Source organism: Hymenobacter sp. GOD-10R (assembly GCF_035609205.1).
Lineage (GTDB): Bacteria > Bacteroidota > Bacteroidia > Cytophagales > Hymenobacteraceae > Hymenobacter.
Genome location: NZ_CP141184.1, coordinates 2715353 through 2728118, shown reverse-complemented (window position 1 = coordinate 2728118; position 12766 = coordinate 2715353). Strand labels below are relative to the sequence as shown.

Genomic DNA, 12766 nt, shown 5'->3' with positions numbered 1-12766 from the left:
ATGACGTTCTTTCTTTTCGGGTCTAGTACGTTTTGTCTATAAAGGCCAATAACGCGGTTTTGAACAGCTCAATTTCCTGATCGGTGTTATAAGGAGCCAGGCCCAGCCGAATCCAGCCGCCTTGTGCCATGATACCTAGCTTTTCGGCCAGCGTGGAAGCGTAAAAATGGCCGTCGGCGATGTTCATGCTGTAGTGCTCGAAGAACCACGCACACGCCTCCCGCGAGTTGACGCCTTCCAAGGTGAAGGCGACCGTTGGCGTTTTGCGCGTATCGGCCGGCGCGCGGTATACGCGTACGTGGGGCAGACCTTTTAGAAACTTTTCTAGCTGCTGCGCCTGCCGTTGTTCCTGTTCCTCAACGGCTTGCATGGCGGTGCGCAACCGTTCCTTGCGGGTGCTGCCTTCCCCCAGCGTTTCGATGAAGGCCAAAGTGCCCAGCAAGCCGGCAATGGCCTCGTGGTTTTGGGTGCCAGTTTCGAGCTTGTCGGGGATGTACGCGGGGGCGGGCGCGAGCTTATAGACGGGCAGTTTCTCAAACAGTCCCGCCGACACCACCGCAATACCGAGGTGCGGTCCGAAAAACTTATAAGCCGAGCAAAACAGCACGTCGGCACCTAGCTTCTGAAAATCAATAGGATAGTGGGGCGTGGCGTGCACCGCATCCAGCACCGCCAAGGCCCTAACTGCTTTTGCCCGCTGAATAATCTGCTCCACCGGCGGCACCGTGCCCACCACATTCGACGACATCGTGACGGCTACCAGCTTGGTTTTAGGGGTAATCAGTTCATCGAGCCCACCTAGCTCTAGCGTGTAGGTTTCGGGGTTCACGGGGATGAACTTCACCACGGCGCCGCGGTCTTTGGCAAGTGTTACCCAGGGGTCCACGTTGGCACGGTGGTCGAGTTCCGTCACCACAATTTCATCGCCGGCTTGGATGAACGAACCTAGGCTGCGCGCAATGGCGAAAGCCAATGAGGTCATGTTTTGCCCAAAGGCTACTTCTTGAAGTTGGCAATTCAAGAAATCGGCCATGCCACGGCGGCCTGCTTCGAGCAGTTCATCGGTGGCTTGGCTGGTGGAGAAGGTGCCATGCAGGTTGGCCATGCCGCCGGTGATGTAACCGAGCATGCCGTCGATGGTCTGCTGCGCCATTTGACTACCACCAGGGCCATCGAAGAAAATAAAGGGCTTACGGTCAGCGTGCTCGCGCAGGGCGGGGAAAGAAGCACGGATGGATTCGGAGGAAAAGAGGGGCATGGATAGTTAAATGATAATCGGTTTGCTTGTAGAGACACATACTTGTGTCTCGTCGTTGCTGATGTTGTTTGCCTTACCTGCTTTTAAGAGCGACTCTATCTAGAATGTCATTTCGTTGGTCACTACCACCTATTCGGCTAACCTGTAGAACTCACATGTACAGTTTGTAGTCGCTCAATGAGCAGATGCAAACTACTGTGCTCTATCTAGTTCATGCGAATCGTTCAACGGGGAGACACAAGTATGTGTCTCTACATCGTGCAACGAAGCCACAAAGCTAGCACCCGCACTCAACCATTCCGCCGTACTTTGCGGCTCGTTTTCTCCGAACAACTCCTACTATGCCTACCGGCACCTTGCTGCTCATCGACGATGAGCCCAGCTTACGTCAACTGCTCAGCCAGATTCTGGAGCTAGAAGGCTACACCGTATTGCAAGCTGCCACTGCCTACCGTGGCCTGGAGCTCTTGCAGGAACATGTTGAGGAATTGCTCGTTATCCTCTCCGATGTCAAGCTCCCCGACGGCAATGGCCTAGCGCTGCTGCCGCGCTATCAGGAAAAGGCTCCGCTGGCCGAGGTCATTCTGATGACTGCCTACGGCACCATACCCGATGTGGTGCAGGCCATGAAGCAAGGCGCCTTCGACTATTTGACCAAGGGGGACTCCGACCGCCAGCTCGTGGCGGTGGTAAGTCGCGCCGTCGATAAAGCCCAGCTCAAGCGCCGCGTAGCTGAGCTCGAAAAGCGCGTGGCCCTCCCTTATACCTTCGACGCCATGATTGGGCACTCGGCGGCGCTCAACCAAGCCAAAGGCCTCGCCCAACGCGTGGCGCAAACCGACAGCACCGTGCTGCTGGAAGGCCCAACGGGCAGCGGCAAGGAGCTGTTTGCTCAGGCCATTCACGAGGCTAGCCCGCGCCGCACCAAGCCGTTTGTGGCCGTCAATTGCAGCGCTTTTCCAAAGGATTTGCTGGAATCGGAGCTGTTTGGTTATAAGAAAGGGGCCTTCACCGGTGCCCTCACCGATAAGAAAGGGCTACTGGAAGAAGCCAACATGGGCACGCTGTTCCTAGATGAAATCGGGGAGCTGCCGTTGGAGCTGCAAGCCAAGCTGCTACGGGTGCTGGAAACTCAGCAGTTCACCAAAATCGGCGCGACCAAACCTAGCTCCGCCGACGTGCGCATTGTGGCCGCCACCAACCGCAACCTGCGCCAAGAAGCCGACGCCGGCCATTTTCGCCCCGATTTGTACTACCGTCTGGCCGTGTTCACGGTGGCCGTGCCGCCCCTGAATGCTCGCCGCGAAGACATTGAGCCATTGGCCAACCACTTTCTGCGCCTCTACGCCGCCAAGCTCCGCAAGCGCCTGCGCGGCATGGACGCCGATTTCTTGCGCTATCTCACGCACTACAACTGGCGCGGCAACGTGCGCGAGCTCAAAAATGTACTAGAGCGCGCCGTTATCCTAGCCGACGGCGACGTGCTGACGCCCGAATACCTACCCGCCGAGTTCGATCAGCCCCAACCCTCGTCCGAGGCTCCTGGCATAGTCGATGACGAGCGCACGCTGCGCAGTGCAGAAAAAAGCCACATTCGCCGCATTCTGCTCGAAACGCACGGCAACAAAACCGAAACGGCCCGCATCTTAGGTATCGCCCTGACGACCCTTTACCGCAAGCTGCAAGAGTACGAACTCTGATTACCTAACTAGCGGAACCTAGGCCGGCAAATCGCCATTGAACTCACGGTGCGCTTCCCACAAGTCGAAAGCGGCAACCGACAAGTGGGCGCGCATAAACTCGCGCATCGAGTAGCCACGCCACTCCAAGCAGTGACGCTGAAACGCGCGGCGGGTAGAGGCAATAGCAAACCCACCCGCCGACATCTGCTCCCGCTCAGTCATTGGCAACGCCTGTAGCCAATCTCGAAAGTCAGTTTTCGTGCAGCTAATCTGTTGGAGTTGTTGGTAGTAGGCGCGTGCGGCTTGCGTTATTTCAGTGAGTAAATCAGGCATAGGTGACGTAGTGACGATCTGGGTACATGAAAGTGATAGGTGAGCTAGCCTCACGCAGAATCACCCCGCCATTTAGGTGCCACTGCTTTCCCAAACAGGTTTTGGCTCCGTAAGCGCCACTTACCCCATTACCCCGCCTTTCATTTTACTATGGTGAGTCTACGGCCAGCAGGTGCAAAGAACACCATGTACTGCTCTGGCCGCTCTAGCTGCTCTGCCAGATTTGTAATCCGGCTGTTGCGAGATGGGGATTTGCAATCCCCGCCCGCAAAACGGGCAACTGCACCAGAACAAAAACACCTAATGGCGCAGACGGGCGGATTGCAAATCCGCAGCTCTTAACGACCGGATTATAAATCCGGGCCGAGCAGTTCCTAGCCTTAGCAGCATTGCCAGCAACACCCAGGACAGTTGATATGCCATTCAGAACTATGCAAAAGCGTAGAGCACCTGTAGCAGAACGCTAGGGGCCGTTGGCCTTTTAGACTGCTCTACAATTGCATCTATCAAGCACTTTCGATTCATTCACAATTACTTAGCAATCATTCTAGCCAATTACCCGGCGCCTGGCACCTGCCTTGTCAACTTCTGGCATATGCGGTTACTCGCCTCGCAGCAACTGCGCAGTCAGTCTGTTTCACGGTCTTTTTTGCTGGCTATGATTGCTTCCTCTCAACTCTCGACGCTGCTGGTGCAGCACATTCCGGCCCTCGAACATGAGCTGTCGCACTACGACCAGCCCGCCGCTCTTCCCGACCTGCTGGCGGCTTTCGCCACCTATACGCGCCACATGGCCCTCACCGGCCGCCTGCCGCAGCTACGTGCCTGCCTGGTTCTGGCCAACCAGCTGCTGCAACTCAACGACCCAGCCCTGACGGCGGCCGTCCTACACAGCTACTTGCCCGCGCTGCACCTAGCCGAGCTTCCCCAAGATCCGCAATTGCTAGAGCAATTCATGCCCCGCCTGTTGTCGCAGGTGTGCGCCCGGCGCTAGATTTTGCTTCACCTCCCGCTGCTTATATGAAATACGTTCTCGGCTTTTTGCTGCTACTCTGGCTAGCTATTGAACTGGTTATCTGATTGGTTCCGCTCGTGCCTTCTCTTCCATGTTCCTAATGCTTACGGTTATGCTTACCCCCAACGAAACCATCCAACTGCTCATTTCCAATTTCCCTGATCTGGCGCTGAAGCTTCAGCCCGTTCCACGTTGCGGCGGCTTTTACCGCCCACTGGGTCAGTTTGCGCTCTACACCCACCAGGCAATCTTGGCGAATCAGCTCACCCGCTTGCGCCAGTGCTTCGCCGTGGCCGAGGAGCTATTGCGCCGCGGCAATGCGTACCTAGCCGCGGCTATGGAAACCATTTACCTCCCCGACTTGCACCTCGATGATACGCCCGAAGGCATGGCCCTAGCTCGCCAGCTCATGCCCGCCCGCCTTTACCAAGCCTACGAGCACCAGCGCGCCGATATTTTGGCCTAGGCCTGTTCCACTTCCATTCACCGCAAAAGGCGGCTTCTCTGGTTGAGAAGCCGCCTTTTGCTTTTCAGCCCCTTCGTACTACCCGCGCCTTTCTAGCGCAGGGCAAAAAAGTGCAGCCGAGTACTAGTCGGGCGCAACCTGAGGCAATGAAGAATAGCTGGTGCGGCAGCCTATACCGCTTGCGCTTTACCGACTCCACGTCCGGCAACATGCTTGTTCGCGGCCCAAGCTCCTACTAAAACACTAGCATTCTAGCAAACCGACCCTAGCAAAACGCTAGTGCCCCCTATTCTAATGGTCCGTTCATTTCCGCTTTTTATCATCACAAAATATTATTAACCAAGCATTTACAATCCACCACACCAAATTCTTTCCGGTTGGGCTGACTTTCGCAAGCTACCTGGCATATCCAATCATTCACTACAACACCTTGCCCGATGGCACCCGCTCTCATGCTTCCGTTGCTCACTGCCGCTGGCCTCGCTGGCTTCTGGCTCTTTTATAAATCCGTGGAATACTTCGACCACATCTAACGCCCCTTGCGCCATGATGATTGCCCTTTTTCTGTTGTCGCTGGCCGTGTTTGGCTACTTGATCTACGTGCTGCTGAAGCCTGAGCGCTTCTAGTCGCCTTCTGAGTTCTCCCTTCTATTTCTCTCGTGTTATGAATCAAGATTTGCTAGGTGTCCTCGTCATGTTTGGCCTCGCGCTGGGGCTGGCGCTGCCGCTCGGACGCTTTTTGGCGAATGTATTTCGCGGCGACAAAAACGCGCTGGATTTCCTCGCTCCTATCGAGCGCGGCATCTTCCGCCTCGCCGGCATCGATGCCAACCGCGAAATGACCTGGCAGCAGCACCTGGTGGCGCTGCTCATCATCAACCTTGTGTGGTTTGTGCTGGCCATGGCCGTACTAAGCACCCAAGGCGTGCTGCCCCTGAACCCCGACCACAACCCGAGCATGTCGCCGGACCTAGCTTTTAATACGGCTATTTCCTTTCTGGTGAACTGCAACTTGCAGCACTACTCCGGCGAATCGGGCCTGTCGTATCTGTCGCAGATGGTGGTAATTACCTTCTTGCAATTCGTGTCGGCGGCTACTGGCATTGCAGCCGCCGTGGTCATCTTCAACGCCCTGCAAGCCCGCACCACCGAGAAGCTCGGCAACTTCTACAACTACTTCCTCAAATGCCTGACGCGCTTGCTGTTGCCTTTGTCGCTGGTCATTGCCCTCATCCTAGCCTTCAACGGCACGCCCATGACGCTGGCTGGCAAGCAGGAACTCGTTACACTGCAAGGCGATTCGGTGGCCGTGAGCCGCGGGCCGGTGGCCGCAATGGTGGCCATCAAGGAGCTAGGTACCAACGGCGGCGGTTTCTACGGCGCCAACTCGGCCCACCCGCTGGAAAACCCTAACTACCTCACCAACGTGGTCGAGAACGTGGCGCTGATGCTGATTCCGCTGGCCATGATCTTCGCCCTCGGCTTCTACCTCAAGCGTAAGCGCCTGGCCTGGATGATCTTCGGGGTGATGACCGTGGGCTTCGTGGCCCTGCTCGCTCCCACCGTCTACTATGAAATGCACGGCAACCCTGTTATTTCTCAACTGGGCGTTGACCAGAGTCTAGGTGCATTGGAAGGCAAGGAAATGCGGATCGGCGCGGCGGCTTCGGCCTACTGGTCCATCACCAACACCATCATTTCCTGCGGCTCCGTCAACTCCATGCATGACTCATTCATGCCGCTGTCGGGCCTGTGTCAAATGCTGGGCATGATGACCAACGCCTTCTACGGTGGCTGCGGCGTGGGCCTGCTCAACTTCTTCGCCTACCTAATCATTGCCGTGTTCATTGCCGGCCTAATGGTGGGCCGCACGCCGGAGTTCCTAGGCAAAAAGATTGAGGCCCGCGAGATGAAGATTGCCGTCATCGTGACGCTGTTGCACCCACTGCTCATCCTAGCCGGCACTGCTATGACGGCCCACCTCTATGCCGGCAACCCCACCGAATACGCGAGCTGGCTCGCCAACCCCGGCTTCCACGGCTTCTCGGAAATGCTCTACGAGTTCACCTCTGCCTCCGCCAACAACGGCTCCGGCTTTGAGGGCCTCGGTGACAACACGCCATGGTGGAACATCAGTACAGGCGTGGTGCTGCTGCTCTCGCGCTTTCTGCCCATCATCGGCCCGGTTGCCATTGCCGGCCTGCTCGCCCGCAAGAAAGTCGTGCCCGAATCGGCCGGCACGCTCCCCGCCGACACAGCCACCTTCGGCGTGATGGTGCTGGCGGTTATTGTCATCATCGCCGCCCTAGCCTTTTTCCCGGCGCTGGCACTGGGACCTATTGCTGAGCATTTCTCGCTCTACTAGTTCTAGTCGCCTCACCCCTAGCCCCTCTCCGAAAAGGTAGCGCGCATCAAGCGCTTGCGGAAAACTAGCCTGGCCTTTAGCTTTAAAACTTTGCTGTTCAACCTCTTCAAGCTAGCCTTCTAAAAACTAGAGCTAGTTCCCCTCTCCTTTTCGGAGAGGGGCTAGGGGTGAGGCGCACGTTAGCACAACAACTCTATGTCTCCCAAATCTCAATCCCTATTTCAGCCCCAGCTCGTGAAGGAAGCGCTTAAGCAGTCCTTCGTGAAGCTCGACCCGCGGCTGATGTACCGCAACCCAGTGATGTTCACCGTGGAGCTCGGCACGGTGGTCATGCTCTTCGTGACCCTAGGTCTGCTGGTGAACCCCGACCCAGCGCAGGGCTCGTTTGCCTACAACTTCGTGGTCTTTCTGGTGCTCCTACTGACCTTGCTGTTCGCCAACTTCGCTGAAGCCATTGCCGAGGCGCGCGGCAAAGCGCAAGCCGAAAGCTTGCGCAAAACCCGCGAGGAAACGCCCGCTCGCGTCATCGATGAGAAAGGCAACATCTCGTCAGTTAGCTCCTCCCAACTCCAGAAAGGCCAGATGTTCGTGGTGGAAGCCGGCGAAATCATCCCTACCGACGGAGAAATCATTGAGGGCCTAGCTACCATTGACGAATCGGCCATCACGGGCGAATCGGCGCCCGTAATTCGCGAAGCCGGCGGCGATAAATCCAGCGTGACGGGTGGCACCAAGGTGTTATCCGACCGCATCAAGGTAGTCGTGACCACGGCACCCGGCGAGTCGTTCCTCGACAAGATGATTGCCCTGGTAGAAGGCGCCGCCCGGCAGAAAACGCCGAACGAGATTGCCCTCACTATCCTGCTGGCGGGCTTTACGCTGGTGTTCGTGATTGTGTGCGTCACGCTGCAACCCTTCGCCGTGTACTCCAAGACACCCATTGCCATTGCCTCGTTCATTGCGCTGTTTGTGTGCCTGATTCCGACCACCATCGGCGGCTTGCTCTCGGCCATCGGCATTGCCGGCATGGACCGGGCGCTACGGGCCAACGTCATCACCAAATCGGGTAAAGCCGTGGAAACCGCTGGCGACATCGACGTGCTGCTGCTCGACAAAACCGGCACCATCACCATCGGCAACCGCAAAGCCACTCACTTCTGGCCCGCCCCTGGCGTCGACGAACGCACACTTATCGAGCTAGCCACCACCGCCTCGCTCACCGACGAAACACCCGAGGGCAAGAGTATTGTGGAGCTAGCCCGCGAGCAAAACGTGGACCCGCAGCCGCTCCAAGCTAGGTTGCAAGGTGCTGAGCTGATCAAGTTTACCGCCGAAACTCGCTCGTCGGGTGTGACGCTCGCTAACGGTACCCACATTCGCAAAGGCGCTTCTGACGCTATTCGTCAGCTCGCCAACAAGGCCAATCAGCCTTTCCCGCAGGAAGTAACGCAGCGCGCCGAAGCCGTGGCCTCGAACGGCGGTACACCGTTGGTTGTCAGCGAAAATGACCGCGTGATGGGCGTAGTCGAACTGCAAGACATCATCAAGCCCGGCATTCAGGAGCGCTTCGAGCGCCTGCGCAAAATGGGCATCAAAACGGTGATGGTAACCGGCGACAACCCCCTGACCGCGAAGTTCATTGCCGAAAAATCGGGCGTCGACGACTTCATTGCCGAAGCCAAGCCTGAGGATAAAATGACCTACATCCGCACCGAGCAGCAAAGTGGCAAGCTCGTAGCCATGATGGGCGACGGCACCAACGACGCCCCCGCCCTCGCCCAAGCCGACGTGGGGGTAGCCATGAACTCGGGCACGCAAGCCGCAAAGGAAGCCGGCAACATGGTCGACCTCGACAACGACCCCACCAAGCTCATCGAAGTGGTGGAAATCGGCAAGCAGCTGCTCATGACCCGCGGCACGCTCACCACGTTCAGCATCGCCAACGACGTGGCCAAGTACTTCGCCATCGTGCCGGCCTTGTTCATGGTCGCCATTCCGAGCCTAGGTGCCTTGAACATCATGCACTTAGAATCGCCTCAGTCGGCCATTCTGAGCGCCGTTATCTTCAACGCCATCATCATCCCGGCGCTGGTACCGCTGGCCTTGCGCGGGGTGGCCTATAAGCCTATCGGCGCCTCGGCGCTGCTCCGCCGCAACCTGCTCGTATATGGCCTAGGTGGCGTAATCGTGCCCTTCATCGGCATCAAGCTGATTGACTTGCTGGTAGGCGTATTTATGTAATTGACAAAAAGAACGACAGCTCCCCTCCTCAGATGAGGAGGGGACGCGGTGCCGCAGGCGCCGCTGGGGTGGTTGACCGTCGTTGCTGATGTTGTTGATAAAGAGCGACTAAGCCAGAACGGTCATACGCAAGTCGTTCAACGAATAACCACCCCGCCTTTGGGCACCCCTCCTTGAAAAAAGGAGGGGAACTAGCTCTAACCTTAGCTTTTAGCTTCTTTAAAAATGAAAAACCAACTGCTTCCAGCCATCCGCCTCACCTTAGTCCTGCTGGTGGTGTGCTGTCTTATTTACCCGGCCCTCGTGTGGGCTGGGGCACAACTCGCACCGGGCCAAGGCCTAGGGGTAACCGTGAGTAAAGACGGCCGCGTGGTCGGCTACGACAATGTGGGGCAGAAATTTGACCGGCCCGAGTACTTCAACTCGCGCCCCTCGGCGGTGGACTACAACGCAGCAGGTTCCGCTGGCTCCAACAAAGGCCCTTCGAACCCGGAGTACCTAGCTACTGTGAAGGCCCGCCTCGATACCTTTCTGCTGCAAAATCCTAGCGTGACGAAAGCCCAGGTGCCCGCCGAGCTGGTTACCGCGTCGGGCTCTGGCCTCGATCCGCACTTGTCGGCGCAGGGTGCTTACGTGCAGGTGGGGCGCATTGCCAAAGCCCGTAACATCGACCCAAATACCATCAAAAACTTAATTACCAACAACCTAGAAAAAGGCATCATCAACCCCGACCGGGTCAACGTACTCCGCCTTAACCTAGCTCTTGATAACCTAGCTTCTGCTAGTCGTTAATTTCCCCATGAAAAACTCTTTGCTGCTCGCCCTTGGCTTTACGCTGCCCACTTTGTCTGCCGTAGCCCAGGAGCAGCCCGCCGCCGCTGATTCTATCAAAGCCCCAAGTGCTAGTTTCCTCACCTTCTACGGCTTCGTCGATGGCTACTACGGCTACGACTTCAAGCACGCCAACACCCACGACCGCCCCGGCTTCCTCTACTCCCACGACCGCCAAAACGAGTTTACCATCAACAACGGCATCGTGGGAGTGCGCTACCAGGATGAGAAGGTGCGCGGAGCTTTCGCCCTACATGCGGGTACGTATGTAACGGCCAACTACGCTGCTGAAGATCAGATTTTCAAGCACATCTACGAGGGTTACGCCGGTTTTCGGCCCTTCCAAAAAGTCTGGCTTGACCTAGGTATTTTCACCTCGCACATCGGCTTCGAATCGGCCATGAGCAAGGACAACTGGACGCTGACCCGCTCGCTAATGGCTGAAAACTCACCCTACTACGAAGCCGGCGCCCGCTTCACCTACGAAGTTGCCCCCGAGCTGACCTTGACGGCGCTGGCGCTGAACGGCTGGCAAAACATCCGCGAGAACAACCAAGGCAAAGCCCTCGGCACCCAGATTCAGTGGAAACCCACCGACAAGCTGCTCATCAACTCGAGCACCTTCTACGGCAACGAGCAGCCCACCGACTCGGTGAAGCGCCGTCGCTACTACCATAATTTCTACGCGAGTTATACGGCCACCGAGCGTCTGAGCCTAGCCCTGGTGTTCGACGTGGGCAAGCAGGAAAAAGCCCAGGATGGCACCAAAGCCGACACTTGGCACACGGGCGCCGCCTTCGTGCGCTACAAGCTAGCCGATAAGTGGACCGCCGCCGCCCGCGTCGAGTACTACAACGCTGATCATGGGGTGATTATCAACTCCATTATGCCCGCCGCCACCGACGCCGACGTAAAGCTCAAAGGCGGTTCGCTCAATTTGGATTACGCCCCCACTAGCAACGTGCTTTTTCGTGTGGAAGGCCGCTTGCTGGATGCCAAGAGCAACATCTTCCAGCAGAAAGACGGCCGCACCTCCGACAGCTACGGCAACGTGACGTCGAGCATTGCCCTGTCGTTTTAGTCTCTTTACCAGCCGCGTTACAGGCTCCTTACTGATGTAGAGACGCATACTTGCGTCTCAATCGTTGCTGATGTTGTTTACTTAGGTCGTTCTAGCACCAGTCGTTCAACGAGGAGACGCAAGTATGCGTCTCTACACCGTTCTGGCTTCGGCCACGAGGCCGTAGAGACACTCACCATCTCACACTATTTCACCACCTCACCTCATGCCTCCGGCCGAAGATGACCTGCGCGACCAATCTGCTGAGCGCTTCCTGCGCTTGGTGCAGCAGAAGCGGCGGGGCCGGCTCAAGGTGTACCTAGGACTGGCGGCGGGCGTGGGCAAAACCTACCGCATGCTGCAAGAAGCCCACGACTTGCACCATCACGGCGTGGATGTGGTGCTAGCCTACGTGGAAACGCACGGCCGCCTCGGCACCGTGGCGCAGCTGCGCGACTTGCCCCTGCTGACGCGTAAAACGCTGTACTACAAGGGTCGGGCGTTGGAGGAAATGGACCTAGCTGCCGTGTTGCAGCGTCGGCCGCAAGTAGTGGTCGTAGATGAGCTAGCCCACACCAATGTGCCGGGCTCCAAGAACGAGAAGCGCTGGCAGGATGTGGAAGACATTGTGCGCGCGGGTATTTCGGTGATTACGGCCGTGAACGTGCAGCACCTGGAAAGCCTACATGACCAAGTACTGAAAATCACCGGCACCGACGTGACCGAGCGGGTGCCCGACCAAGTGCTGAAGCAAGCCGATGAGGTGGTAAACGTCGACCTGACGGTAGATGAGTTGCGGACGCGTCTGGAGGAAGGCAAGATCTACGATCCGCAGAAAGTGCCGGCAGCCCTGCGCAACTTCTTCCAACCCCAAAACTTGTTGCAGCTTCGCGAGCTAGCCTTGCGAGAAGTGGCCAATCAACTTGGCCATCAGATCGATGCTGGCGCGGCCGCCACGGTGCAGCCTCAGCGCCGCAACGCCGACCGCCTGCTGGCCTGCGTGAATACCAACGCGGAAGCCGCTAAAGAAATCATCCGCAAAACCTCGCGCCTAGCCGACCGCCTCGGCGGGGCCCGTTGGGCGGTGCTGTACGTGCAAACGCCCGCCGAATCGTCGGACCGCATCGGACTGGCCACGCAACGCCACCTCATCAACAACCTTCAGCTCGCTACCGAGCTAGGCGGGCAGATCCTGCGGGTGAAGGGCACCGACGTGGTAGCCGAAGTGCTACGCGTGGCCGCCGAACAAAACGTGTCGCTCTTGATTTGTGGCGTTACGAGCGAGAAAAGTTGGCTGGATAAGCTCGCCCGCCGCAGCGTAACGGCCGAACTCGTGCGGCGCGTCGCTGCCGGAAACCGGGATGTGGATATTTATCTGATAACCTATTGATTATGTAACCCAGGACGTCATGCTGAACTAATCGAAGCATGATCTTTATATCAACAATCAGTTGTGAGATAATGCGTCACTACTTGACCTGTGGCATACACCACCTAAATGTTCTACATCTTGCC

General features: G+C 57.4%; 11 protein-coding genes. 9 read left to right on the top strand and 2 right to left on the bottom strand.

Annotated elements, in window-relative coordinates; genetic code table 11:
- Positions 1–22 precede the first annotated feature (22 nt).
- Positions 23–1258 (bottom strand): cysteine desulfurase-like protein, encoded by a 1236-nt coding sequence (locus SD425_RS10970; RefSeq protein WP_324678410.1) that lies wholly within the window; start codon positions 1256–1258, stop codon positions 23–25.
- Positions 1259–1599: 341 nt separating this feature from the next.
- Here SD425_RS10970 and SD425_RS10965 point away from each other — a divergent pair, with 341 nt between their 5' ends.
- Positions 1600–2958: a sigma-54 dependent transcriptional regulator gene (locus SD425_RS10965; RefSeq protein ID WP_324678408.1), complete on the top strand. Its 1359-nt coding sequence runs from the start codon at positions 1600–1602 to the stop codon at positions 2956–2958.
- 18 nt (positions 2959–2976) lie between these two features.
- On the opposite strand, the gene SD425_RS10960 is transcribed toward SD425_RS10965, so the two are convergent.
- Complete coding sequence (locus SD425_RS10960; RefSeq protein ID WP_324678407.1) at positions 2977–3273, bottom strand: hypothetical protein; 297 nt, start codon at positions 3271–3273, stop codon at positions 2977–2979.
- Positions 3274–3931: 658 nt separating this feature from the next.
- Between SD425_RS10960 and SD425_RS10955 the strand changes: the two genes are divergently transcribed.
- The 8 genes from SD425_RS10955 to SD425_RS10925 all read left to right on the top strand — a co-directional run bounded on the left by SD425_RS10955 (position 3932) and on the right by SD425_RS10925 (position 12641).
- Complete coding sequence (locus tag SD425_RS10955; protein ID WP_324678405.1) at positions 3932–4267, top strand: DUF7674 family protein; 336 nt, start codon at positions 3932–3934, stop codon at positions 4265–4267.
- Between the two features lie 133 nt (positions 4268–4400).
- A complete protein-coding gene (locus SD425_RS10950) occupies positions 4401–4754 on the top strand; it encodes a DUF7674 family protein (protein WP_324678404.1) in 354 nt (117 codons plus the stop codon).
- A gap of 546 nt (positions 4755–5300) precedes the next feature.
- On the top strand, positions 5301–5381 hold the full coding sequence (gene kdpF, locus SD425_RS29995) for a K(+)-transporting ATPase subunit F (RefSeq protein ID WP_086595640.1): 81 nt from the start codon (positions 5301–5303) through the stop codon (positions 5379–5381).
- A 37-nt stretch (positions 5382–5418) separates the two neighbouring features.
- Positions 5419–7119: a potassium-transporting ATPase subunit KdpA gene (kdpA, locus tag SD425_RS10945; RefSeq protein WP_324678402.1), complete on the top strand. Its 1701-nt coding sequence runs from the start codon at positions 5419–5421 to the stop codon at positions 7117–7119.
- Between the two features lie 195 nt (positions 7120–7314).
- The gene (gene kdpB / locus SD425_RS10940; RefSeq protein WP_324678400.1) at positions 7315–9360 is read left to right on the top strand and encodes a potassium-transporting ATPase subunit KdpB; all 2046 of its coding nucleotides are present in this window, start codon (positions 7315–7317) and stop codon (positions 9358–9360) included.
- Between the two features lie 225 nt (positions 9361–9585).
- Positions 9586–10152 (top strand): potassium-transporting ATPase subunit KdpC, encoded by a 567-nt coding sequence (kdpC, locus tag SD425_RS10935; protein ID WP_324678398.1) that lies wholly within the window; start codon positions 9586–9588, stop codon positions 10150–10152.
- A 7-nt stretch (positions 10153–10159) separates the two neighbouring features.
- Positions 10160–11272: a porin gene (locus SD425_RS10930; protein WP_324678396.1), complete on the top strand. Its 1113-nt coding sequence runs from the start codon at positions 10160–10162 to the stop codon at positions 11270–11272.
- Between the two features lie 205 nt (positions 11273–11477).
- Positions 11478–12641 (top strand): sensor protein KdpD, encoded by a 1164-nt coding sequence (locus tag SD425_RS10925; RefSeq protein WP_324678393.1) that lies wholly within the window; start codon positions 11478–11480, stop codon positions 12639–12641.
- Positions 12642–12766: the final 125 nt, after the last annotated feature.

What these genes read in the sequence shown, in the direction of transcription:
- SD425_RS10970 (WP_324678410.1), bottom strand. Translation starts at nt 1,258, where the DNA reads ATGCCCCTCTTTTCCTCCGAATCCATCCGTGCTTCTTTCCCCGCCCTG.
- SD425_RS10965 (WP_324678408.1), top strand. Translation starts at nt 1,600, where the DNA reads ATGCCTACCGGCACCTTGCTGCTCATCGACGATGAGCCCAGCTTACGT.
- SD425_RS10960 (WP_324678407.1), bottom strand. Translation starts at nt 3,273, where the DNA reads ATGCCTGATTTACTCACTGAAATAACGCAAGCCGCACGCGCCTACTAC.
- SD425_RS10955 (WP_324678405.1), top strand. Translation starts at nt 3,932, where the DNA reads ATGATTGCTTCCTCTCAACTCTCGACGCTGCTGGTGCAGCACATTCCG.
- SD425_RS10950 (WP_324678404.1), top strand. Translation starts at nt 4,401, where the DNA reads ATGCTTACCCCCAACGAAACCATCCAACTGCTCATTTCCAATTTCCCT.
- kdpF (WP_086595640.1), top strand. Translation starts at nt 5,301, where the DNA reads ATGATGATTGCCCTTTTTCTGTTGTCGCTGGCCGTGTTTGGCTACTTG.
- kdpA (WP_324678402.1), top strand. Translation starts at nt 5,419, where the DNA reads ATGAATCAAGATTTGCTAGGTGTCCTCGTCATGTTTGGCCTCGCGCTG.
- kdpB (WP_324678400.1), top strand. Translation starts at nt 7,315, where the DNA reads ATGTCTCCCAAATCTCAATCCCTATTTCAGCCCCAGCTCGTGAAGGAA.
- kdpC (WP_324678398.1), top strand. Translation starts at nt 9,586, where the DNA reads ATGAAAAACCAACTGCTTCCAGCCATCCGCCTCACCTTAGTCCTGCTG.
- SD425_RS10930 (WP_324678396.1), top strand. Translation starts at nt 10,160, where the DNA reads ATGAAAAACTCTTTGCTGCTCGCCCTTGGCTTTACGCTGCCCACTTTG.
- SD425_RS10925 (WP_324678393.1), top strand. Translation starts at nt 11,478, where the DNA reads ATGCCTCCGGCCGAAGATGACCTGCGCGACCAATCTGCTGAGCGCTTC.